The sequence below is a fragment of the Brucella intermedia LMG 3301 genome (assembly GCF_000182645.1).
In the GTDB taxonomy this organism is placed as follows: domain Bacteria; phylum Pseudomonadota; class Alphaproteobacteria; order Rhizobiales; family Rhizobiaceae; genus Brucella; species Brucella intermedia.
In genome coordinates, this window is sequence record NZ_ACQA01000002.1 from 259366 (window position 1) to 280682 (window position 21317).

The following is a 21317-nucleotide window of genomic DNA, read 5'->3' on the forward strand; positions in this document are numbered from 1 at the left end:
TAAAATATATTATAAATTTATAATACATTACGTAGCGTCACTTTTGATTGAAATTTAAGTTTATATTTTTCTGCATTGTCTTCTGTGGACGGTCGAAGAAACGTCAATTATCGCCCCAATTATCCGTTTACAATCAGGAGAAGGCTGAGTCGCTTTCGTTCTTGAGGCGCCTCTGGCTGTTCGAGCGGGCATGATGTTGCGTTCTGTGCCTGATGCGGATTCCCTGCGGATAGTTATTCTCTGATCGTCGGAAAGGAACGGATTCTCCAACTCAAGGAACCGTTCAAGCCCCGGAAATTAACCATCTGTTAACCATTGCGCATATAGACCGGATAAACTGTTTTTTAACCAAGATGAATCAAGTGCTAACACAGTCTCGTCCAATCCGCCTGAAAGGAAGGTCCTTTCTGGCGCTGGTCCTTTCGCCTGAATTGCCGCTCGATGGCTGGCTCGACAAGCTGGACGATCTTGCAGCGCGTTCGGTTGGGTTCTTTCTCAATCGTCCGATCGTTCTCGATCTTGAAAATGTAACGATCGAGCGCCCGCAACTGGTGCAATTGCTTGAGGATCTGGTTAGCCGCGGCGTCTGGATCACTGGTTTCGAAAATGCACGGCCTTCGCTCCTCGGTCCCGGCATGCCGCCGGCGATGCGGGGCGGACAGCCTGCAGCCGATTTCGATCCGGAGATCGCGGAATCGAAACCGAAGGAACGCGCGCCGGCTGCGCCAGCATCGGTGCAACTGGTCAAGGCTGTACCATCCATGGTCGTCACCGAGCCGGTCCGGTCGGGGCAGTCGATCTATTTTCCAGATGGCGATGTGACGATTGTCGGTTCTGTTGCATCCGGAGCGGAAGTGGTGGCTGGCGGATCGATCCACGTCTATGGCGCATTGCGCGGCCGCGCGATGGCGGGAACAGCCGGAAACGCCGATGCGCGCATTTTCTGCCGCAAGATGGAAGCCGAGCTTGTCGCTATCGACGGCCTCTACAAGACGGCGGAAGACATGGAAAGCAGATTGCGCGGACAGGCTGTACAGCTGTGGCTCGACGGCGACTATATGATGGCCGAAACGCTGGGCTAGCACGTTTCCAACAGGCGAAACGCCTTTTGGGAGCGCAGGTCCCGAACTGATTTCAGGCACGTTTGAGTGCCGCAAAAGAAAAGCAGAGCATCTCATATCCCGGGTAACGGATGCTCTGGAGGCGCGCGGGAGATACAGGAGACAAATATGGCAAAAGTGATTGTTGTAACTTCCGGTAAAGGTGGCGTTGGCAAAACGACATCTACCGCCGCAATCGGCGCCGCGCTGGCGCAACGCGGCGAGAAGACCGTCGTTATCGATTTCGATGTCGGCCTGCGCAACCTCGACCTCGTCATGGGAGCGGAACGCCGCGTCGTGTTCGATCTGGTCAATGTCATTCAGGGCGATGCAAAGCTTCCGCAGGCCTTGATCCGCGACAAGCGTCTTGAGACGCTCTATCTGCTGCCGGCTTCGCAGACACGCGACAAGGATAATCTGACCATCGAGGGCGTCGACCGCGTCATGGAAGACCTCAAGAAGGAGTTCGACTGGATCATTTGCGACAGCCCTGCCGGAATTGAACGCGGTGCCACGCTGGCAATGCGCCATGCAGACATGGCGGTGGTCGTCACAAATCCCGAAGTATCGTCGGTGCGTGATTCCGATCGCATTATCGGCCTGCTGGACGCCAAGACGCTCAAGGCCGAGCGTGGCGAACGTGTGGAAAAACATCTTCTCCTGACCCGTTACGACCCGGTTCGCGCTGAACGCGGCGATATGCTGAAGGTTGAAGACGTTCTGGAAATCCTGTCCATCCCGCTTCTGGGCATCATTCCCGAAAGCCAGGACGTTCTGCGGGCCTCCAATATTGGTTCCCCCGTGACGCTTGCCGATCAGCGCAGTGCGCCTGCATTGGCTTACCTCGACGCAGCCCGCCGCCTTGCCGGTGAAGAAGTGCCGATGACTGTTCCATCCGAAAAGCGCGGCCTTCTGGGTAAACTTTTCGGAAGGAGAGCGGCATGAGCCTGTTTCGTTTCTTCAGCAAACCTGCTTCCGCGCCACAAGCGCGCGAACGGTTGCAGGTTCTGCTCGCCCATGAAAGGGCATCGCACGAACATTCCGATCTTGTCGCGGTATTGCGGGAGGAAATCCTTGCCGTCATCGCCAAGCATATCCAGATCGATCGTGACAAGGTCAGCGTGAAAATGGATCGGGGCGACCAGATGTCGACGCTGGAAGTCGATATCGAGCTTCCACTGAAGACGAAAGCGAAGGTGCGGGCAGCCTGACGAACACCGAACTTGCGGATAGCCAGAAAGATGGAGGGAAAACCATGAACCGCGGTGCACTTCTCACCAGATTGAAGGAGCTTCAGGAGCTTCCAAAGTTTCAGAAGCGGGATATCTGTAGCATAAGCGCTTTCTTGCAGCTCGAGGCACTGGCAGAGCACGTCAGGGTCTGTGAAGAGGCAGCAGGTGTCGCGCAAACGGGGCAGGATCATTGATCCTGCCTTTTTCTTGTTGTTCGCTTGGGCGATAGACAGCTCTTCGGAAAGCCAGCCGGAAGAGCGCGCCGGATATTCGCGCCTTCACGGCACGGCAAAGAACATCTGCAAATAGCAGCCGAGGAAAACAAGGGCGATCAGCGCCGCGATGAGGAACAGGAGCTTCATTCTTCATGCATCGCTCAATCGCTGTTCACGTTCAAGAAAACAGATGGTGATTGACCGAAGGGTAAGGAAAAGCCTTGTCTGGTTTCTCGCCTTGCGACAGCGCGCCCGGTTGGATGGCAGTCATTTTTGAGGAAGGGGCGCAAGTTCCCGGCGCGCTGTCGTGAGGACGGTCTGCGTCAATCCTGCAAGTCGGTCGGCCGCCAGGCGGTTCACTTGCCAGAACAAGGGAATATCCAGAGCCGTATCGGGGATTAGCTCAACCAGCCGCCCGGCTTTCAGATGCTCGCCGACCAATTGCACCGGGTTCATCCCCCATCCCATGCCTGACAGGCTTGCATCGACGAAGGCCTGCGTCGAGGGAAGCCAATGCGTCGGGCAAGTCATATCGGTTCCGAGAACAGAACGGACCCAGCGATCCTGCAATCTGTCCTTTTGGTTAAATGTCAGCGCGGGGGCCTTGGCAATCGCATCGCGGGTTACTCCGTCGGGAAAATACCGGGTGATGAAATCCGGCGATGCTGTGGCGCGATAGCGAAGAGTACCAAGCGGGGTGAGACGGCAGCCTTGCACGGGTTTGGGCAGGGAAGTGACAGCGGCGACGACGCGTCCCCGTTGCAGCCATTCGGCGGTGTGATCCTGGTCATCGACGGCAATGTTGAAGAGATAATCCGATGCGGTGCTGAAATGCGAAATCGCATTCAGAAACCAGGTGCCAAGGCTATCGGCGTTGGTGGCTATATGAAGCGTAACGCGCTGAGCACTATTCTCGCTGCCGGACAGTCCTGGCAATTCCGCCAGAAGCTCTCGTTCGAGCATGCCGACCTGCTCGATGTGACGGCATAGCCAATCACCCTTTTCAGTTGCCGTGCAGGGCGTTCCCCGCTCAATCAGGACCGCGCCCAGCCGCTCTTCCAGATGTTTGACGCGCTGGGAGATCGCAGACGGCGTAACACTCAAAGCACGTGCGGCTTTTTCAAAGCTGCCTGTCTGCACTACCATTGCCACTGCTCTCAGAGCAGAATAGTCGATCATTAGGTTTCCTAAACTGAGTTTATCAGATTTAACTATTCTAATGGGCTTCCGTCCGCTATCCAAGGGCCAACTTACTCCCAGATGGCGACCACTCATGAATCCTTCCGTCTACGTCACCGGCCTCACCATGGGCCTCAGCCTGATTGTTGCTATTGGCGCGCAAAACGCCTTCGTGTTGCGGCAGGGATTGCGGGATGAGCATGTGTTTGCTGTCAGTCTCGTTTGCGCCATATCGGATGCCATATTGATCCTTATTGGCGTGACGAGCTTCCAGAAGATCGCTGCCATCATGCCGGCGCTCGATCCCATCATGCGATACGGCGGAGCGGCTTTTCTGATCTGGTATGGTGCCCGAAGCCTCCATTCGGCCTTCACATCCTCTGCCGTACTGGCGACGGCGAACGGGGCGTCCGTAAGCCTGACGAGGACGCTGGCAACCTGTCTGGCGCTGACATGGCTCAATCCGCATGTTTATCTGGACACGGTCGTTCTTCTCGGAACGATCTCCACGCAGTTTCCCGGTTTGGAAACATCGTTTGCCGCAGGTGCGATCACTGCGTCTTTCGTGTTCTTCTTTTCGCTCGGTTTCGGTGCCCGCTGGTTGCGCCCGATTTTCGCCCGTCCATCTTCCTGGCGTATTCTGGAAGGCGTGATTGCACTTACGATGTGGTCAATTGCGCTGAAGCTCGTGATCGGCATGTAAGGAAAAAGCCGGAAGCGATAAACGCATCCGGCTTTTTTGAGTTTTCAGTGGGACGTTGTCTATAGTCCCATTGCCTTGAGTTCCTGAAGCGGAGGGATCGTCTCGAACATGACAGGATCGAGGCGGTCCCAGATGATCCCGCAGGTCGGCTTATGCGGGTCTTTAACCTCTATGGTGCGGGTGGGCGTGAAAATCACGTCCGCAACCGTGTCGTAGATATCGGGCGTCAGCTTTTCGGACAGAACCTGACAATCATGCACGACAGCGGCTGCCGGCGTAGCGGCGGTGATGCGACCCAGACGGTAGAGCATGCCCCATTCGGCATCGAAGAAACCATGCCCCTTGCCGAAACGGACCCCTTCCAGATTGATGGCCCCGGTGCCCGTGACCATGTAGTCGATGACCGGCAGGGCCGAGATGTCTTTCAGCGTTACCGGCTGCCCGACACGCTCCATGCCGTCAAGCGTTGACGCATAGAGGTAGTGATCCGGCGAAATCAGTTTCGGATCGAGAACCCAGAAGCCGCGCCTGATGGAGTAAGTGGTTATCAGAACGGTCTTGCCGTCCTTGAGGGCCTGAAGGCGAAGGCGGTCGAGACAATTGTCGGGCGTGATGAAGATGAAATCGGCATTCTGATAATAGCGATGGCTGGTCAGGCGGGCGACCGCCTCCTCGCCGCCTTCAAAATCCGCGATGAATTCGCCAAAGTCGAAATGGAAACGGCTATCCGGAACAGCGACCTTGCGCAACTCGCTCCACACACGTTCGCGAACGGAAGCTTTGTGATCGGTGATTTCCATGGGGACTCCTTGCATTTTAGTCTGCCGGGCTCATACCCCGGCGGGCGAGCACACGGCGCTCGCAGAGGGCTACGATCTGGTAGAAAAAGACAGACAGCATGACGGAGACCACGGCGACGGCCCAGATCATGCCGTAGTCGAGATATCCGCGCGATTGGTTGAGCAGGTTTCCAAGGCCTGTTCCGGTGGCCAGCCATTCGGCGATCATGACCCCGAGCAGAGCGCGCGGCACGGCGAGGCGGATGGCCGCGAAGAGATAGGGCAGGGACGCTGGCACCGACACCAGGCGTATCTGTTTCCAGACATTCGCGCCGTATGCGCGGGGTACATCCAGCGCAGCCCGGGGAACCAATGCCATACCCTGCGCCATGGTGACGAAGGCGGGAAAGAATGTGACCGAAATGGTGATCCAGAGGATGACGGACGGCCCGCGCCCCAGCAACAGAACGAGCAGAGGCGTCAGTGCAACCAGAGGCATCGTCTGAGTGACGAGGGCGACAGGCATGAAGCCGCGCACGATGGCTGGTTTGGCGACGGACGCAATGGCGAGTGCAAAGGCAAACAGGATGCCGGCGGCCATGCCGAGAAATGTGAGCGGCAAAGTCTGCAAAAGCGCTGTCAGCAGTTTGGTCTGGGCGGCGGTCGCGGACGGAGCGAGGAACAGATAATCGAACAGTCCGGCAGGTGTTTTCGCTATCATGGCTGGCGTTCCCATGACGACAAGCAACAGCCACCACAAAAGGAACGGAAGCGCGACTGAACAGACAGTGAGAACATAGTTCAGCCCGCGAGAGCGGTGTTGGACAACATCTGGAGCGCTGGCCGGGACGGTGATTGCCTTGGTGCTGCCCGTCAGTACCTTCGCAACAACAGAGAATAGCGCATAGGCCAGCCCCGCGAGCAGGGTAGCGCACAGGCCGATGCCCCATAACCGGGTCGGTTCGGCTCTCCCGAGAGAACCGATCAGATAGGCACCAAGACCGAAGCGACCTCCTCCGCCGAATTCGGCCAGGATGGAACCCAGAACCGCATTCGGAGCAGCAATGCGTAGACCCGCGAGAATCGACGGAAGTGCAGATCGCAATTGCGCCAGGCGCAGCACTTTCCAGCGGTTGCCGCCATATGCACGAACGATATCGATCATGCGGCGGTCCGTCTGGCTGATGCCTGTTACGGTGGCGGCCATGGTGATGAAATAACAACCAAGCGCTGCCAGCGTAATACGCGGCGTCATGCCCGAAAAGGTCAGCACCAGAATGGGCGATATGGCGATTGGAGGCAGTGCGAAAATCGCGATGTTGACGCCACGTCCGAGCTTTGCAGCAGCAGGAAATAGCGCGAACAGGATGCCTGCTGCCACGGCGATGAGATTGCCGATGATAAATCCAGCGCCTGCGCCTTCAAGTGTTGCCAGTATATGGGCGGGATAGTCGGCCCGATCTATCCAGAGACGAGCCAGTATAGCCGACGGTGCCGGAAGGGCGCCATCTGCGATCAGTGAGAAGCGACCGCATATCTCCCATATCGCAAGAAGGATAATCCAGTTGCGCAAGGTCGAGAGATGGGTGGACGGCTTCACGTCAGCCATGCAGGGCCTCCGCGATGGCATCCTCCAGCGCGTGGAACTGCGATGTGCTGAAAATCTCGGGGCTGCGCGGGCGCTCCAATGGAATATCGATGATCTGCGCGATGCGTCCGGGGCGACTGTGCATCACCACGATCCGGTCGGCGAGGAAAACCGCCTCGTCTATGCCGTGGGTAACAAGCAGGGTGGTCGCCTTGCTTTCCAGCCATATGCGTTGAAGCTCAATATTCATCTGGCGGCGCAATATCTGGTCGAGTGCGCCGAAAGGCTCGTCGAGAAACAGAACGCGCGGATCGGTAACCAGTGAGCGGGCAATTGCGACGCGCTGGCGCATGCCACCGGAAAGCTCGCCCGGAAGCGCCTTTTCGAAGCCTTTGAGACCGACAAGAGCGATAAGCTCGGCAATTCTGTGAGACTTCGCAGAACGCGAAAGACCGAGGACATCAAGCGGCAAAGCGATATTGTCTTCGACGCTGCGCCAGGGCATGAGCGCCGCGTCCTGAAAGGCCACGCCCGTCAGCCCGGCTTTTGCCGCCTTGACGGGGCTTTTATCCATAACCGAAATCGCGCCGCTGTCGGGTCGGTCAAGACCGAGTGCCAGCCGCAACATGGTCGACTTGCCGCAGCCCGATGGCCCGATAAGTGCTGTGAACGACCCGGCCGGGCATTCAAGGGAGACATCGGATAATGCAATTACATTCGTGCCACGCCCTGAAAAGGAGCGTGTCACGTTTTCAAGTTTGATCCCGGACATTTCTGGCATCAAATCTCTTCAAGAAGCGTGGTGTCGAAATGATCGCGCTTGGCGGCGATGCCGATCGTACCGAGAGCCGCGATCGTTTTTTCGATGGCTTCCTCGCTCATGGAGAATATGCCATGGGGGGACTCGATCAGCGGCTTCTGGGCAGTGTTGAAATAGACTTCATTTTCCACTGACCGGCCCGTACCCTTAAACCAGCTGTCGATAAATTTGGGCGGGTAGGCTGCCGGGTCCTTGAGGTTTTCATCCCAGCCCTTGCGGCTTGCGCGAAGGAAAGCAACAATATCCTTGCGCTTCGTCTTGAGCGTTTCTTCCGTAACGACCACCGTATCGTTGAAGATGGTGAAGCCGAAGTCATAAAGCAGGAAGAATATGGCCTCTTCACCGGCCTGCTTGATGGTGAAGGGAACGTTGGTCGTAAAATCAAGCGACGCGTCGATTTCACCCTTGATAAGCGGCGTTGGGTCATACGCGTAAGGGACGATGTTAACCTGGGACGGATCGATCCCCGAAATCTTCAGCATTGCCTCGACCGAGATGACATTGACCGGCGGTACCGCAAGGGTCTTGCCGATGAGATCCTTTGGTTCCCTGATCGGATTCTTGGCGAGCGAAACAATGCCGATGGGATTCTTCTGATATTGGGCGCCGATGATCTTGAAAGGTGCGCCCTGTTCGACGATAGCCTTGATCGTCGTGTCCGGAGTGGTGAGTGTCAGGTCAGCCTTGCCCGCAATGATCGCGCTTTCGGGGATGACATCCGGACCGCCGGAAATGTAATTGAGATCAAGGCCTTCTTCTCGATAAAAACCCTTGTCGGCCGCAACAAAATAGCCGCAGAATTCCGCGTCATTGATCCAGGACGCTTGAAAGTTGAACGGCGTATCGGCATCGGCAAAGCGGCTCATCGCAGGAAAGGTGGCAGCAGCTCCCATAAGTCCGAGAAAACGGCGACGATCCAAGGCAATATTCATCGAAACTTCCTTTTGGTGCTGAATTTTCAGGCTATGCCGCGTATGCGGGCGAGTTCACGCAATGGTGGAATCGATTGTATTTCCTCTGCCGAAACCTCGTTCCAGCGGACGCCGCGCGGTCGGCGACGATTGCGCGTTATTTCAATCAGACGGCTTGGTGTGGCAATGAAATCGAGAGCAATATCGCTTTCGGAGACGTTGAGGCGCTCTTCCACGATCTGCACGTCGTGGACTGCTGCGACAATCAGGGATTGCTCGTCTGCAAGCCCCAGGTCGGTGAACATGCCCCATTCCAGATCGAAGAACGCATGGCCTTTGCCAAAGCGGACTCCATCAATGGAAACAGCGGATGCGCCAGTCGCCACGACATCAAAACGGCCGATATGGGTCAGGTCTTCGAGGCTGACCGCTCGACCGAAATGTTCCATCCCGTCAAGCCAGGCTGCGGCTTTCTCCAACCCCGGGGGAACGGATCCCGGTTGCAGTAGGAGAAAGCCGCGCTGCATGCCGTAAGTCGGCATGATGAATGGTGTACCCGACTTGATCAGGCGACGGCGCAACTCGATCATGGAATTATCCGGAGTGACAAAAACCAGATTGGCCTTTGCAAACCCTTCAAGCGCCAGCAAACGATCGGTAGCTGCCTCGACACCCTCAAAGTCCGGAATGAATTCCGAAAATTTGAGGTGGAAGCGTGCATCAGGACGTGCGACATCTTTCAGTCGCTCCCAGATGCGCTGCCGGATATTGCGGGAATACGCCATGGAGATTCCATGAATTTCAACGTTTCACTATCAATGAAACAAATGTTTCAGTATTGCAAGAGGCAATGATAAGCTTTTTTGGTGCATTAGAGATTCGGAATAAACGCACATGGCTTCACGTCTGGTACTGCGCATACAGGAGCGCTACGCAAAGCTCACGGCAGGAGAGCAGAAAATCGCGCAGCTAGTACTTGAGCGCGAGGACGATATTCTGATTCACTCCGCCACTGAAATCGCGGAGATGGCCGGTGTATCCAAGGCAACGACGGCCCGTTTCTTTCAACATCTGGGCTATGCCGATTTCAACGAAGTAAAACTTCAGGCGCGCGAGGAGCGCAATCGCACCGAGCCCTACGAATATTCGGCCACAATTGATGAAGAAGTGCCGCTGGTGCGTACCATCAGCGCGCATCTTGATCTGGAGATCGCCAATATCACGCGAACCTTCGAGGCGCTGCGTTCCGACAAGATGCGCGAGGCTGCGGAACTGATCGCGGCCGCGCCGCGTGTCTGGGTGATAGGAATGGGGGATGAGGAAGGGTTCGCACGCTATGCGCGGCTCCTGTTTTCCAGGCTGCGGCACAGCGTGATGATCCTTGGCATCAATCAGGGTTCATGGGCTGAAGATCTGGCCATGACCGGCCCGAAAGACGTGCTGTTGCTGATCACGCTGCCACCGCATCGGGCTCTGTTAAAGCAAATTCTGGGATATGCCGCTACGAGCCGGCTGAATATCGTGACCATTACGGACCGTGGATCGGTTTCAGAGGCGCAGCGATATGCCCGCGTCGTCCTTCCATGCCATGTCGACAGTTTCGCATTGGGGGCATCCTATACGGCTGTCAGCAGTGCCATTCGGCTTCTCGCTTTGACCTATGCTTCGCTTGCAGGGAAATCGGCGCAACAGCGACTGGAGATCGTTGCCGGGATACACGACGAACTTGACGATATAGACTGAAGTCTCCCCTTAGTTGCTGCGCACGTGCTCCGGGCGGAAGCCGACGCCGATCAGTCTGCCCGCGAGGTGCGCGAGGATTGGCCAGCGGGCGAGATACCGCATGAAAGCGGGCGGTCCATCCGGCCTCCCGTTTTTCGTCTCGCGTTTGCGGCGATCGCTGCGCATCATGAGTTGCAGCTTTTGCGTCGCCTTTGTGGGAAAGCGGCGTCGCGCCTCGACGGCTGCAAGATGGCGGGACAAGACGTCGTTACTCTTGAGCGGCGCAGCCAGATTATTTGCGGCCGCTACAGCATCCTGAATGGCAAGATTGACTCCGAAACCACCGATAGGCGACATGGCATGGGCGGCATCGCCGATGCATAAAAGTCCCGGTTTCCACCACTTCTTCAGTCGATCGATGCGCACACTCAACAGATGGACGTCGTCCCATGTATGTATTTCGTCCATCCGGTCAGGGGGCAATGGGGATACTTTCGCTACCGCTTCCCTGAATGCATCGAGCCCTTTCTGTTTTACCTCGGCGAAAGTCTGCTTGCGCAGCACATAACCGCATTGCCAGGAGTCGCCGCGATCGATCATGACGAACCCCTGCCTGGGGCCGCCATGACCCATCGTATAGGGCGGGTCATCGGGAAGGTGAGACAGTTTCATCCAGAGTATCTCGCTTGGCGAACCAAAGCTCTCGATCTCCATACCGGCTTTTGTGCGCACCACGGAGTTTCTGCCGTCGGCACCCACTACGAGTTTAGCGCTGATATCGATCGTTTCAGCGGGCGTTGCCGCAACTAGACCGGTGACGTTTCCGTCCCGTTCAATCAGTTCCACTACGTTGGCCGGCATTATGAGTTTGAAATTAGGATACTTCGCAGCTTCGCGTGCAATGTAATCCAGAAATTCCCATTGTGGCATGAAAGCGATGAATCTGCACCGCGCTGGAATCCTGGAAAAATCCGCTATCGTTATGTCCTGGCCGCCGATCTCCGCATGTAAGCGGTACGCCTTGGTATGGGGTAACGCAAGCAGGCCGTCCAGCAAGCCAAGCTCATGCATGATCTGAAGAGTGGATGGATGAATTGTGTCGCCACGGAAATCCCGCAGAAAATCCGGGTGCTTCTCGAGAACCGTCACGCTCACGCCTGAACGGGCAAGCAGAAGACCTAACATCAAGCCTGCTGGCCCGCCGCCCGCTATCACGCAGTCCGTCTTTATGGAGTTGCTATGCGATGTGACTGGCTGCGTCATGACTTATCCACTCAACCATGCTGGTGCGGTCCAAAAGACATAAAAAGACCGGCGCTCTCGTAGGTCAAGCGCCGGCTGGAAGTCTACGCGACCAGAAGAGGTCAAAACATGAATTAAATTATCATGTTTTATTTGTCAAGTTATCAGCCAACGACCGGAAGCCGCAGAAAATGAATGCTATAATGTTATAAACTCAAAACAGCACGTTTTTTGGGGGGCTAGCCGAGAGCGGGCGGCTTGCTTTTACCGAGCTGACGTTCCCGGAAGACAGAAAACAGTCCGGCGCCTACGACGATAAGCGCACCGGCGACAATGTTCCATGTCAGCTGTTCATGGAATACCGTAACTGCGATACATGCGCCTATAACAAGTTGAAGATAGGTGATGGGCTGCACTTCTCCAGCCTCCAGAATGTCATAGGCACGGATCAGGAAGTAGTGACTCGCGATGCCGCAGGCGCAAAGAGCCGCCATCCAGAACCAGTCGCTCCGTGCAATCGGCATCAGATAGAAGCTGCCTACGAATGTAAGGGCCGCAGCACCAGCCATCCCGGTATAGAAGAAGCTGGTCATGGCGTCGTCGCTTTTGCTGACGGCGCGCGTCGCAACAGCATAGACGGCGAACATGACCATCGCTGCAACAGGCAGAAGCAGGGACGCGTCGAACTTGGCATTGACGGGATTAATGATCAGCAGGACACCGATCAGTCCAACGATGATCGCCGTCCAGCGCCTCCATCCCACCTTTTCACCCAAAAACGGTACGGAAAGCATGGTCACCAGCAGCGGTGCACCCTGAAAGATCGATTGCGCCGTTGCCATGCCTGCACGGCTGAGCGCGAAGATGAAGGTCACGATTTCGGCGGCAAGCAGAATACCGCGAAAAAGCTGCAGAAATGGGCGGTTCGTCGCGGCAGCTTTGGCGATGCCGCCGGAGCGAATGGCAAGCAGAAGAACGAAAGCTGCAAAAACCCAATAGCGGATCATCGTTATCAGGATGGGCGAATAATGCGTACCAAGGTACTTCGAGATACCATCCTGCGTCGCGAAAATGGTAACCGCGAGAAGTGTGAATAGATAGCCTTGGCCTTTGCGTGTCATGGCGCACTCATATCGGGACAATCCCGCAGGTGCTACCCATAAATTCTCATATGCTCAGATAGTATGGGGCCGGACTTTATCGACAGAAAGGCCGGCGATTAGCGCCGGCCTCTCCGTGGTCAAAACTGCTTTCGCTCAGTTTTCGGTATGGTGCTGCTTGGCGAGGTCCTCAACGCTCACGTCCGGTTCATTGCGGGTTTTATAAAGCGAATACAGTACTCCGCTTGCGAGGATGACCAGCGTCGCGACAAGCGACAGCAGCGTGTTGATGTGAACGCCGAGCGGCACGAGGAAAATCTTGATGCCGATAAGCACCAGAATGATTGCAAGCGAGACCTGCAGATAGCGGAACCGGTTCATCGCAGCGGCGAGTGCGAAGTAAAGCGCACGCAAACCCAGAACGGCAAAGATGTTCGAGGTGTAGACAATGAACGTGTCCTGGGTAACGGCGAAGACGGCCGGGACAGAGTCGACCGCGAAGATGAGGTCGACTGTTTCCACCATGATCAGAGCAACTGCCAGTGGTGTCAGCCAGGTGACCATCTTGCCGGTCTTCGGATGCGGTTGCTTGACCGTAAAATTGCGGCCATGCAACTCGCTGGTGATGTTGAACCGACGGCGCAGAAATTTGAAAACGGCGTTCTGTTCGATGTCAGGCGTCTCGTCCTTGTGACCGAACATCTTGAAGCCGGTGAAAACAAGGAACGCGCCGAAGAGGAAAAGAATCCAGTTGAACTCGTGCACAAGTGCCGCGCCCAGCCCGATCAGGATTGCTCTGAAGGCGATGACACCGAGAATACCCCAGAACAACACGCGGTGCTGATAAAGGCGCGGAATGCCGAGAAAGCCGAAGATCGTGGCGATGACAAACATATTGTCCATCGCGAGGCTCTGCTCGATCAAGTAACCGGTATAAAACTCCAGGCCGGCTTCCGCTCCGCGCTGCCACCACACCCAGCCACCGAAGGCCAATGCGATCAGAACATAGAAGCCATAAAGCAGGAGGCTTTCCTTGGCTTCGATCTCGTGTTCGTCACGATGGAGAATGCCGAGGTCGAAGACAAGCAAGCCCACGACGACAACAATGAATGCCGCCCAAAAATATACAGGTGTACCAAGAAAATCGCCCGATAGGGCTACAATAAGCGAATCCATCGCCGGACCATCTCCATTTGAACAAGTGGAGCAGCCCCGACATCGCCATAGCGGTAGCCATGACCAGAGGGGCCCGGCGCTGCATTTCTTCAAATGTGTATGGTTTGGCCAAGTTCAAGAGTGGAAACTGAATTTTTTGTAATGTTGCTCGAATTCGAAATAGCCAAGGAGATCGCGGGCCCGAAGGGGCCCTATTCCTGAGTGTGTGCAATGGATACTGATAGTTGGGGTCAGGCACCGAACGCCGAGCACTGAGGGAGCATTTTTTTGGCAATGGCGACATGAACTTGCCGCCAAAAAGCTAAAAAGTATCCAAGCTTTTTCTCGAAAGCAAATGGCTGGGGGACCTGGATTCGAACCAAGACTAACGGAGTCAGAGTCCGCTGTTCTACCCTTAAACTATCCCCCAGCAGGGATTTGCATACGCCTTCAACTTGGAGGCCCGCAAGCGCGACAGAAGCGTGTACTCGTTCGCGACGGCCCCCATCTAGCGAACTCAAACACCGAACGCAACACTTTTCTTTGAAAAAAATCAAAGCGATTTCAGTTATCCAGCGATTGCTTATTTCGAGTGTTCGGACCGTTGCGAAATGGCTTGCAGAGAAGTGTCCTTCCCAAGCAGCCACATAAAAAAGCCCGGCCAGCGGAGGAGCGGCCGGGCAATGGGCAGGCTGGCCGGGAGGGGGCCCGGCATGTGAAGGTGGCGCCTGCCAGATGTAGAGACTACCGGTTCAGCATATCCGGCGTGTTGCCTTGATCCGCAGACGTGCGTCTGCTAGTTCGCTTAGAACCTGGGTAGGATCCTCAATGCCTCGATAATGCACTGCCGTGTAGATATCCTCACGGCGCAGCCCGATATCGCGTAGCATGTGATCGTCAAAGTCGCTCAGGTTCAGCAATTGCCGTCGACCCTTGGAAAACGCCCAGCGACGCATGATCGACGTGAATACGGCTTTCACCATTTGCGTGAGCGTGGAGGTCGAGGCGCTCGTTGCCGGTAAATGCGTGGTCGTTATCTTGCTTGTCGCTGTCATGTCCGCTCTCCTTTGATTTAGCGGGGCTAGGTTATCCTCATCGTCAGGGTCATTCGCTTGCGCGGCTCCTTTTCCTTTACGATGGCGGCTTTATCCAACAATCGAATTGATTGTTCCAGCGAATGTTTTTAATGTCATTCTTCAATAATAGTGATGGATCACGCTAATGAGCACGCCTCTGGATCTCGATCAGTTGCAGACCTTCATAGCCATCGCGGACATGGGCAGTTTTACGCGTGCCGCGGACGCTGTTTTCAAGACGCAATCAGCCGTTTCGATGCAGATGCGCCGTCTGGAAGAGCGCATCGGCAAACCTTTGTTCGAACGCGACGGACGGACCAATCGTCTTACCGAAGAGGGGGAGCGGCTATTGCTCTATGCACGCCGCATGATGCAGCTCAATGGTGAAACCATCGCGGCCTTCGACGATACTCAACTGGAAGGCCACGTTCGCATCGGCACACCGGACGATTATGCCGATCGCTTTCTGCCGGAAATCATGGCGCGGTTTGCACGATCGAACCCGCGCGTCGAATTGTCGGTTGTGTGCGAACCCACCGTCAATCTGGACGAAATGATCCGTCGTGGAACGCTGGATATTGCCCTAGTCACCCAGTGCGATGACAAACGCCGGTCCGAGGTGGTTCGCACGGAGCCCTTGCTTTGGGTTACGTCCGCCAACCACGCGGTGCACGAAGAAGCCGTATTGCCGCTGGCTGTCGGGCGTCCAACCTGTATCTGGCGTCATGCCGCTATCGATGTGCTGGAAGCGGCCCGGCGTGATTATCGCATCATAATCACGAGTTGGTCTGCGACAGTGCTGGCGGCGGCAGTTCTTTCCGGGCTTGCGGTTTCGGTACTTCCGGAGTGCGCGCTCCGCCCGGGTATGCGTGTTCTTGGCGAAGCTGACGGGTTTGGAATGCTGCCGGAATTCGGCATCGGCATCATGCGCGGCCATACAAAACAAAACGCTGTCGTAGATGCACTTGCGCAGCACATCATTGAAAGTCTAGACAATATATCGTCACCGCAACCGGGCGCGATGGCTTCGGCTGAAATATCGCCGTTTCCTGCGGTCCGCACGAGGAGGGTGCGAGCCAACGAATTGCTGCCAGGCTGGTGACGAAGCAGTAAATCGCCGCATGGCTTCTTGACCAGCCATGCCACCTGGTTGCCTATGATGGGATGAGCATGGGTTCCGATTCGAGTTTTACCGGCGCATCGTCCAATGTCGCTGAATATAGCGTGTCCGAGATTTCCGGCGCGTTGAAGCGCACGGTCGAGGATGTGTTCGGGCATGTGCGCGTGCGCGGCGAAATTTCCGGCTATCGTGGTCCGCATTCGTCGGGCCATGCCTATTTCGCGTTGAAAGATGATCGGTCGCGTCTTGAGGCCGTGATCTGGCGCGGCTCGATGAGTCGGCTGCGCTTCCGTCCTGAAGAAGGAATGGAGGTCATCGCCACTGGCAAGCTCACGACCTATCCGGGTTCTTCAAAGTATCAGATTGTCATCGAACAGATGGAACCCGCCGGCGCGGGCGCCTTGATGGCGCTTCTGGAAGAACGCAAACGGCGGCTGGCTTCGGAAGGCCTTTTCGATCCCGCCGTCAAGCAACTCCTCCCTTTCATGCCTCGTGTGATCGGGGTGGTTACTTCTCCAACCGGGGCAGTCATTCGCGACGTTATTCACCGGATTGCAGACCGTTATCCGCTGCACGTCATCGTCTGGCCCGTGCGTGTGCAGGGCGAAACAAGCGGTCCGGAAGTGGCCACCGCAGTACATGGTTTCAATACTTTGCCGGAGGGCGGGGCAATTCCGCGGCCCGACGTGGTCATCGTGGCGCGCGGTGGCGGCAGTCTTGAGGACCTTTGGGGGTTTAACGACGAAATCGTCGTTCGGGCTGTTGCCGCATCGCACATACCCGTGATTTCGGCTGTCGGCCACGAAACCGACTGGACCTTGATCGATCTCGCAGCCGACATTCGCGCCCCCACGCCGACCGGTGCGGCGGAAATGGCCGTGCCGGTAAAGGCCGACCTGCTGGCGGCGCTGGCGGGGCAATCCGCACGGCTTTCCTCGGCTATTTCCCGTTTTATCGATCTGAAACGGCGAAGCCACCGTTCGGCGGCGCGCGCTCTCCCATCGGCTGACCAGTTGCTGGCTTTGCCGCGTCGGCGGTTCGATGAAGCGGCTTCGCGTCTCACCCGTGCTCTTTTCGTCAACACGCAGAAGAAGCGGGTACACTTTGAAGGGCATGTGCGACAGCTATCGCCGCGCCTTCTGCAACGTCGGTTTACGGAACTGGAACGCGGTATTTCCGTTCTCGGGCAAAGATTGCCTCGAGCCCTTGAGACATTCCTGAGGGAGCGCCGAACGACCTTTACACATCGGGCAAATCGTCTATCGGCAGAGCCGATACTGCGGCGCACGAAACTTGCAACCAATTCCATGGAACAGCTGGACCGCCGTCGTGACCAGGCGGTGCGAATTCTCATCGAAAGAGCCAAACGGCGCGGGCAGGAACTGGAGCGCCTCATGCGCACGCTTTCTTACGAAAGCGTGCTGGAGCGTGGTTTTGCGGTTGTCTTCGACGCAGAAGGGAAGCCGATAAAGCAGGCTGCAACCGTATCGGCGGGTGACGCCTTGTCGATACGGTTTCGCGATGGTGACGTGGCTGTCATTGCGGATGAGGGGGGCGGGAGCGAGCCCGCAAAGCCCGTTCAAACAAAGAAAGTTCAATCTCCCGGATCCGGTAATCAGGGATCGCTATTTTAGCAACAGTCGCTCGCTGTATTTTCCGCTTTGTGCCGGGTTTGTGCAGCCTTAAGGCTGACTTAAGCTTGAGCATCTTTTTCTCGCGCATCTGTCATTGCTAGAGATTCAGGATGTCGCGTAAAAAATCCCAGGACGACCTTACAAATGGCTTCGCGAAGGCTGCTTTCAGCCGTCGCGGCTTTCTCATAGGCGCCAGCGCCTTTGCATTGTCGGGCTGTGTCTCGACGGTGCCAGAGCCGTCTCAACCGGTTAAAAAACTGCCTCAACCTGCGCCGTCGCGACCGGTACCGCTGATGTACCAGGCGTTGCCTGACGAACAATTCCCGATCCCGGCCGTCGATACGAGCAAGGTCGATCCCAAATTCTGGCGGCAGGAGGTCGATTATCCAACCGATGAAGTGAAAGGCACTGTTATCGTCGATACGCCGAACAAGTATCTCTACCATGTTCTCGGTAATGGCCGGGCCATGCGCTATGGTATTGGGGTCGGGCGCGATGGTTTTGCCTGGGCGGGACGCGCAAAGATCGCTTACAAGCGCCAATGGCCGCGCTGGACGCCGCCGGATGAGATGGTCGCGCGTCAACCCGCCCTGGAGCCTTACAGCATCGCCAATGGCGGAATGCCTCCGGGGATCAAGAACCCGCTTGGCGCACGAGCGATGTACATTCACAAGGATGGGCGGGACACGCTTTATCGCATTCACGGATCACCGGAAGCCTGGAGCATCGGCAAGGCGGTATCGTCCGGGTGCATCCGTATGCTCAATCAGGATGTAATCGATCTTTACAACAATGTGCGCGATGGCAGCACAATCGTCGTGATACCGGATCCCAGCAAAGGCCAGCAGGTTGTGAGCTGAAAAAAAGGGCGCGAATAACGCGCCCTTTTTTAATGGATGTGGTCGAGGCCTACGCTCAGTAGGCATATTCCAGAAAGATTGGGTCGACCGACCCTGCCCATACACTGTTATATGCTTTCAGCATGCGCTCGGCGTCTGTGATGCCAGCCGCAACGATTTCCTCAAGCGGTGCGAGGAAATGCGTTTCGTCATGGCCATCGCTGTTGAGCTTGTTGCGGTTCAAAAGGCCGAGCCTGGAAATTTTCAGAGTTTCGCGTGCGACCTGTTCCAGCGGCTTGCCGCGGAAGGTTGTATTCAGTGCCTTGGCTGGAACTTCGTTGCGCAGCGCGAGAACTTCTTCGTAGGTCCAGTCCTTGGTCAGAAGCTCGGCCGCCGTCAAAGCTTCTTCGTCGTAGAGCAGGCCGACCCAGTAGGCGGGAAGTGCGCAGATGCGGCGCCAGGGGCCACCATCGGCTCCGCGCATCTCCAGGAAGCGCTTCAGGCGCACTTCCGGGAAAAGAGTGGAAAGGTGGTTGGTCCAGTCGCCCATGTTGGGTAGCGGGTCACTTACTTCGCCTTTCAGCGCTCCATTCATGAACTGCCGGAACGTGACATGCGTGCAGTCATGATAATGACCGTCGCGCAGGATGAAATACATCGGAACATCAAGCGCCCATTCGACATAGTCAGCAAAACCAAAATTTTCCGAAAAGACGAAAGGCAGAACGCCCGAACGCTGATTGTCGGTATCGCGCCAGATATTCGAACGCCAGGACAGCAGGCGGTTCGGCTTGCCTTCCGTGAATGGAGAACTGGCGAAAAGTGCTGTCGCCACAGATTGCAGCTTCATGGATACCTGCATCTTGCGGCGCATGTCCCGTTCGGAACTGAAATCCAGATTCACCTGAATGGTTGAAGTGCGGTACATCATGTCCAGACCTTCATGCCCCACTTTCGGCATGTAGTTGGTCATGATCTTGTAGCGCGATTTCGGCATGATGGGCGTTTCGGCCAAGGTCCATTTCGGGCTGCCGCCAACGCCAAGAAAGCGGATGCCGAGCGGCTCTGCAATTTCGCGAACCTGGGAAAGATGTGCATTCACCTCACGGCATGTCTGATGAATGGTGGAAAGTGGTGCCCCGGAAAGCTCAAATTGGCCACCGGGCTCAAGCGAAATCGCACCCTGTCCGGTTGGTTCTACCAGACCGATGATGTTGCCTTCATCGATGATGGGCTCCCAGCCAAGCTTGGCCTGCATGCCTTCGAGGATGGCTTTGATACCGCGCGGACCCTCATAGGGAACCGGACTGTTGTCGGCTGTATAGAATGGAAATTTTTCATGCTCGGTGCCGATGCGCCAGGCGTCTTTGGGCTTGCATCCGCCAGCCAGATAACCTGCCAGTTGTTCAACGCCCGTCAGTGCCGTTTCGTCCGTCGTATCGCGCGCCATGCAGTCTGTCCCTAGTCGATTTTTCGCGTTTCAGCGTGATTGGACAAATTTGTCAAATCACGCAAGTCAATTCCATTGAACATCGGGTTTCGAGAATGTCATCCTGCATTGCGCCAGTCTCCGAGCACGGATTGCACCAAAGCCATGGCTGCGACGGCAGCGGTATCGGCGCGCAGGATTCGTGGGCCGAGGGGAATAGCCGTCACGTATGGGAGCCTTCGGAGTGTCTGGCGCTCGTCTTCGGAAAAACCACCTTCCGGACCGATCAGCAATGCGGCAGGGCCGGGCTTCATGGCTTGCAAGATGGTCAGCGGATCGTCCGATTCGTGTCCTTCATCGCAGAAGATCAGGTGACGGGTTTCGTCCCACTGCTCGATGAATCGGTCAAAGCGAATGGTTTCGCGGCATGCCGGCAAGGAAAGAACGCCGCACTGTTCCGCGGCTTCTATCGCATTGACCCTGATACGGTCGGTTCCGAGTTTCGGTACCTGAGTGTGCTGTGTAATGACCGGTTGCAGAACGCCCGCACCCATCTCCACTGCTTTTTGCACCATATAATCCAGCCGTCCCTGTTTCAGCGGGGCGAAGCAATAGATCAGGTCACTTGCTGGGGGCTGCGGACGCGTTTGATCGAAAGGTTCGAGAAAAAGCCGCTTTTTACCTTCCGGCCTCAGTCGTGATTTCCATTCACCGTCACGTCCGTTGAAGGCGAGGATTTCATCCCCCTCCTTCAATCGCAGGACATGGGTAAGATAATGTGCGGCCTGCGAGGCAACCTCGATCTGGCTGCCAGATTGGAGGTCGTTTTCGACGTACAGTCTCTGCATTTTGTAATTTGCGCGCATGTCAGCATCGATGGCAGAGGGCAGGGGCGGCGGTCAAGCGCTTTGGCGACGCATGTCGAGGCAATCGATGAGCATTCCTACACAAACAATTGATGGGAAATATCAGGGAAGTTGCATTTAACTAGATTGTATCCATATAGGTATGAAGCTATCTATTTGAATGGAATTGATGTGATGAAACAAGCGTGGGTCGAATTCGCGCCGCTTCTTGCCAGTACTGCCAGAGGATGGCGGAAAGCTTTCGATGCGGCGATGGCGGAACATGGTCTTTCCGACGCGAAAGCCATACCGCTGATGACCCTCTTGCGGCATGGAGATCGTATTCCTCAAGGTGTGCTGGCCGAAAGGGTCGGTATTGAGGGCGCCACGATTGTCCGGGTCGTCGATGAGCTGGAAAAGGATGGCCTGATCCAGCGGATTGCCGATGATGCCGATCGTCGCGTCAAGCTCATCCAACTGACAGGGGATGGCCGCGCTCTTGCCGCCAAGGTGGAAAAGTCTGCTGCCCGTCTTCGCGCTCTTTTCCTCGGCGATTTCGACTCCGATGCGGTCGATGTCGCCATGGAAGTCTTGCGCAAGCTGAATGAGAAATTTCAAACATAGTCTT

General features: G+C 56.2%; 21 protein-coding genes and 1 tRNA gene. 9 read left to right on the plus strand and 13 right to left on the minus strand.

The genetic code is table 11. From position 1 onward, the window contains the following. Positions 1-353 precede the first annotated feature (353 nt). From minC to minE, 3 genes are all read left to right on the plus strand, one after another. Entirely contained in the window at positions 354-1082 is a 729-nt protein-coding gene (gene minC, locus OINT_RS13690) for a septum site-determining protein MinC (protein WP_006468447.1), read from the plus strand. 147 nt (positions 1083-1229) lie between these two features. Continuing rightward, a complete protein-coding gene (gene minD / locus OINT_RS13695) occupies positions 1230-2045 on the plus strand; it encodes a septum site-determining protein MinD (RefSeq protein ID WP_006472480.1) in 816 nt (271 codons plus the stop codon). Further along, positions 2042-2311, plus strand: a complete 270-nt coding sequence (gene minE, locus OINT_RS13700; RefSeq protein ID WP_006468449.1) for a cell division topological specificity factor MinE — start codon at positions 2042-2044, stop codon at positions 2309-2311. The genes minD and minE overlap by 4 nt, the downstream gene beginning before the upstream one ends. A 503-nt stretch (positions 2312-2814) precedes the next feature. On the opposite strand, the gene OINT_RS13705 is transcribed toward minE, so the two are convergent. Continuing rightward, positions 2815-3726, minus strand: coding sequence for a LysR family transcriptional regulator ArgP (locus tag OINT_RS13705; RefSeq protein ID WP_036565607.1), 912 nt, complete (start codon positions 3724-3726; stop codon positions 2815-2817). Between the two features lie 94 nt (positions 3727-3820). Here OINT_RS13705 and OINT_RS13710 point away from each other — a divergent pair, with 94 nt between their 5' ends. Then, complete coding sequence (locus OINT_RS13710) at positions 3821-4429, plus strand: LysE/ArgO family amino acid transporter (RefSeq protein ID WP_006472482.1); 609 nt, start codon at positions 3821-3823, stop codon at positions 4427-4429. Positions 4430-4488: 59 nt separating this feature from the next. On the opposite strand, the gene OINT_RS13715 is transcribed toward OINT_RS13710, so the two are convergent. From OINT_RS13715 to OINT_RS13735, 5 genes are read right to left on the minus strand one after another with little or no spacing between them, the layout of a single operon-like run. Next, a complete protein-coding gene (locus OINT_RS13715; RefSeq protein ID WP_006472483.1) occupies positions 4489-5229 on the minus strand; it encodes a 5-formyltetrahydrofolate cyclo-ligase in 741 nt (246 codons plus the stop codon). A gap of 16 nt (positions 5230-5245) precedes the next feature. Further along, positions 5246-6817 carry an ABC transporter permease gene (locus tag OINT_RS13720; RefSeq protein WP_006472484.1) on the minus strand — a complete coding sequence of 524 codons (1572 nt, stop codon included), beginning with the start codon at positions 6815-6817 and terminating at the stop codon, positions 5246-5248. Beyond that, a complete protein-coding gene (locus OINT_RS13725; RefSeq protein ID WP_006472485.1) occupies positions 6810-7577 on the minus strand; it encodes an ABC transporter ATP-binding protein in 768 nt (255 codons plus the stop codon). The genes OINT_RS13720 and OINT_RS13725 overlap by 8 nt, the downstream gene beginning before the upstream one ends. Beyond that, positions 7577-8548: an ABC transporter substrate-binding protein gene (locus OINT_RS13730; protein WP_006468456.1), complete on the minus strand. Its 972-nt coding sequence runs from the start codon at positions 8546-8548 to the stop codon at positions 7577-7579. The genes OINT_RS13725 and OINT_RS13730 overlap by 1 nt, the downstream gene beginning before the upstream one ends. Before the next feature lie 26 nt (positions 8549-8574). Continuing rightward, positions 8575-9312 carry a 5-formyltetrahydrofolate cyclo-ligase gene (locus OINT_RS13735; RefSeq protein WP_006468457.1) on the minus strand — a complete coding sequence of 246 codons (738 nt, stop codon included), beginning with the start codon at positions 9310-9312 and terminating at the stop codon, positions 8575-8577. Positions 9313-9421: 109 nt separating this feature from the next. Between OINT_RS13735 and OINT_RS13740 the strand changes: the two genes are divergently transcribed. After that, the gene (locus OINT_RS13740) at positions 9422-10270 is read left to right on the plus strand and encodes a MurR/RpiR family transcriptional regulator (RefSeq protein WP_006468458.1); all 849 of its coding nucleotides are present in this window, start codon (positions 9422-9424) and stop codon (positions 10268-10270) included. 9 nt (positions 10271-10279) lie between these two features. On the opposite strand, the gene OINT_RS13745 is transcribed toward OINT_RS13740, so the two are convergent. The 5 genes from OINT_RS13745 to OINT_RS13765 all read right to left on the minus strand — a co-directional run bounded on the left by OINT_RS13745 (position 10280) and on the right by OINT_RS13765 (position 14801). Beyond that, positions 10280-11512 carry an FAD-dependent oxidoreductase gene (locus tag OINT_RS13745; RefSeq protein ID WP_006468459.1) on the minus strand — a complete coding sequence of 411 codons (1233 nt, stop codon included), beginning with the start codon at positions 11510-11512 and terminating at the stop codon, positions 10280-10282. Positions 11513-11730: 218 nt separating this feature from the next. Continuing rightward, on the minus strand, positions 11731-12612 hold the full coding sequence (locus OINT_RS13750; protein ID WP_006472486.1) for a DMT family transporter: 882 nt from the start codon (positions 12610-12612) through the stop codon (positions 11731-11733). Between the two features lie 135 nt (positions 12613-12747). Continuing rightward, positions 12748-13767 carry a TerC family protein gene (locus OINT_RS13755; protein ID WP_039853172.1) on the minus strand — a complete coding sequence of 340 codons (1020 nt, stop codon included), beginning with the start codon at positions 13765-13767 and terminating at the stop codon, positions 12748-12750. Positions 13768-14102: 335 nt separating this feature from the next. Then, positions 14103-14176: transfer RNA gene (locus OINT_RS13760), tRNA-Gln, on the minus strand. Positions 14177-14498: 322 nt separating this feature from the next. Continuing rightward, positions 14499-14801 carry a DUF1127 domain-containing protein gene (locus tag OINT_RS13765; protein WP_006468462.1) on the minus strand — a complete coding sequence of 101 codons (303 nt, stop codon included), beginning with the start codon at positions 14799-14801 and terminating at the stop codon, positions 14499-14501. A 166-nt stretch (positions 14802-14967) separates the two neighbouring features. Here OINT_RS13765 and OINT_RS13770 point away from each other — a divergent pair, with 166 nt between their 5' ends. The 3 genes from OINT_RS13770 (at position 14968) to OINT_RS13780 (ending at position 18436) form a co-directional block, all read left to right on the plus strand. Beyond that, positions 14968-15924, plus strand: coding sequence for a LysR substrate-binding domain-containing protein (locus OINT_RS13770; protein ID WP_006468463.1), 957 nt, complete (start codon positions 14968-14970; stop codon positions 15922-15924). A gap of 68 nt (positions 15925-15992) precedes the next feature. After that, a complete protein-coding gene (gene xseA / locus OINT_RS13775) occupies positions 15993-17576 on the plus strand; it encodes an exodeoxyribonuclease VII large subunit (RefSeq protein WP_025092081.1) in 1584 nt (527 codons plus the stop codon). A 110-nt stretch (positions 17577-17686) separates the two neighbouring features. Next, the gene (locus OINT_RS13780) at positions 17687-18436 is read left to right on the plus strand and encodes a L,D-transpeptidase (RefSeq protein WP_006468465.1); all 750 of its coding nucleotides are present in this window, start codon (positions 17687-17689) and stop codon (positions 18434-18436) included. Positions 18437-18491: 55 nt separating this feature from the next. Here OINT_RS13780 and OINT_RS13785 read toward each other — a convergent pair whose 3' ends face one another. Then, the gene (locus tag OINT_RS13785; protein WP_006468466.1) at positions 18492-19865 is read right to left on the minus strand and encodes a glutamate--cysteine ligase; all 1374 of its coding nucleotides are present in this window, start codon (positions 19863-19865) and stop codon (positions 18492-18494) included. Between the two features lie 98 nt (positions 19866-19963). Further along, positions 19964-20710 (minus strand): 16S rRNA (uracil(1498)-N(3))-methyltransferase, encoded by a 747-nt coding sequence (locus OINT_RS13790; protein ID WP_006468467.1) that lies wholly within the window; start codon positions 20708-20710, stop codon positions 19964-19966. Positions 20711-20884: 174 nt separating this feature from the next. Here OINT_RS13790 and OINT_RS13795 point away from each other — a divergent pair, with 174 nt between their 5' ends. Further along, a complete protein-coding gene (locus OINT_RS13795) occupies positions 20885-21313 on the plus strand; it encodes a MarR family winged helix-turn-helix transcriptional regulator (protein WP_006472490.1) in 429 nt (142 codons plus the stop codon). The last annotated feature ends 4 nt before the right edge of the window (positions 21314-21317 follow it).

Coding starts and splice junctions, on each gene's coding strand:
- OINT_RS13755 (WP_039853172.1), bottom strand. CDS start 13,767: ATGGATTCGCTTATTGTAGCCCTATCGGGCGATTTTCTTGGTACACCT.
- OINT_RS13735 (WP_006468457.1), bottom strand. CDS start 9,312: ATGGCGTATTCCCGCAATATCCGGCAGCGCATCTGGGAGCGACTGAAA.
- minE (WP_006468449.1), top strand. CDS start 2,042: ATGAGCCTGTTTCGTTTCTTCAGCAAACCTGCTTCCGCGCCACAAGCG.
- OINT_RS13720 (WP_006472484.1), bottom strand. CDS start 6,817: ATGGCTGACGTGAAGCCGTCCACCCATCTCTCGACCTTGCGCAACTGG.
- OINT_RS13710 (WP_006472482.1), top strand. CDS start 3,821: ATGAATCCTTCCGTCTACGTCACCGGCCTCACCATGGGCCTCAGCCTG.
- OINT_RS13780 (WP_006468465.1), top strand. CDS start 17,687: ATGTCGCGTAAAAAATCCCAGGACGACCTTACAAATGGCTTCGCGAAG.
- OINT_RS13715 (WP_006472483.1), bottom strand. CDS start 5,229: ATGGAAATCACCGATCACAAAGCTTCCGTTCGCGAACGTGTGTGGAGC.
- OINT_RS13750 (WP_006472486.1), bottom strand. CDS start 12,612: ATGACACGCAAAGGCCAAGGCTATCTATTCACACTTCTCGCGGTTACC.
- minD (WP_006472480.1), top strand. CDS start 1,230: ATGGCAAAAGTGATTGTTGTAACTTCCGGTAAAGGTGGCGTTGGCAAA.
- OINT_RS13705 (WP_036565607.1), bottom strand. CDS start 3,726: ATGATCGACTATTCTGCTCTGAGAGCAGTGGCAATGGTAGTGCAGACA.
- OINT_RS13725 (WP_006472485.1), bottom strand. CDS start 7,577: ATGCCAGAAATGTCCGGGATCAAACTTGAAAACGTGACACGCTCCTTT.
- minC (WP_006468447.1), top strand. CDS start 354: ATGAATCAAGTGCTAACACAGTCTCGTCCAATCCGCCTGAAAGGAAGG.
- OINT_RS13765 (WP_006468462.1), bottom strand. CDS start 14,801: ATGACAGCGACAAGCAAGATAACGACCACGCATTTACCGGCAACGAGC.
- xseA (WP_025092081.1), top strand. CDS start 15,993: ATGGGTTCCGATTCGAGTTTTACCGGCGCATCGTCCAATGTCGCTGAA.
- OINT_RS13795 (WP_006472490.1), top strand. CDS start 20,885: ATGAAACAAGCGTGGGTCGAATTCGCGCCGCTTCTTGCCAGTACTGCC.
- OINT_RS13745 (WP_006468459.1), bottom strand. CDS start 11,512: ATGACGCAGCCAGTCACATCGCATAGCAACTCCATAAAGACGGACTGC.
- OINT_RS13740 (WP_006468458.1), top strand. CDS start 9,422: ATGGCTTCACGTCTGGTACTGCGCATACAGGAGCGCTACGCAAAGCTC.
- OINT_RS13730 (WP_006468456.1), bottom strand. CDS start 8,548: ATGAATATTGCCTTGGATCGTCGCCGTTTTCTCGGACTTATGGGAGCT.
- OINT_RS13770 (WP_006468463.1), top strand. CDS start 14,968: ATGAGCACGCCTCTGGATCTCGATCAGTTGCAGACCTTCATAGCCATC.
- OINT_RS13790 (WP_006468467.1), bottom strand. CDS start 20,710: ATGCGCGCAAATTACAAAATGCAGAGACTGTACGTCGAAAACGACCTC.
- OINT_RS13785 (WP_006468466.1), bottom strand. CDS start 19,865: ATGGCGCGCGATACGACGGACGAAACGGCACTGACGGGCGTTGAACAA.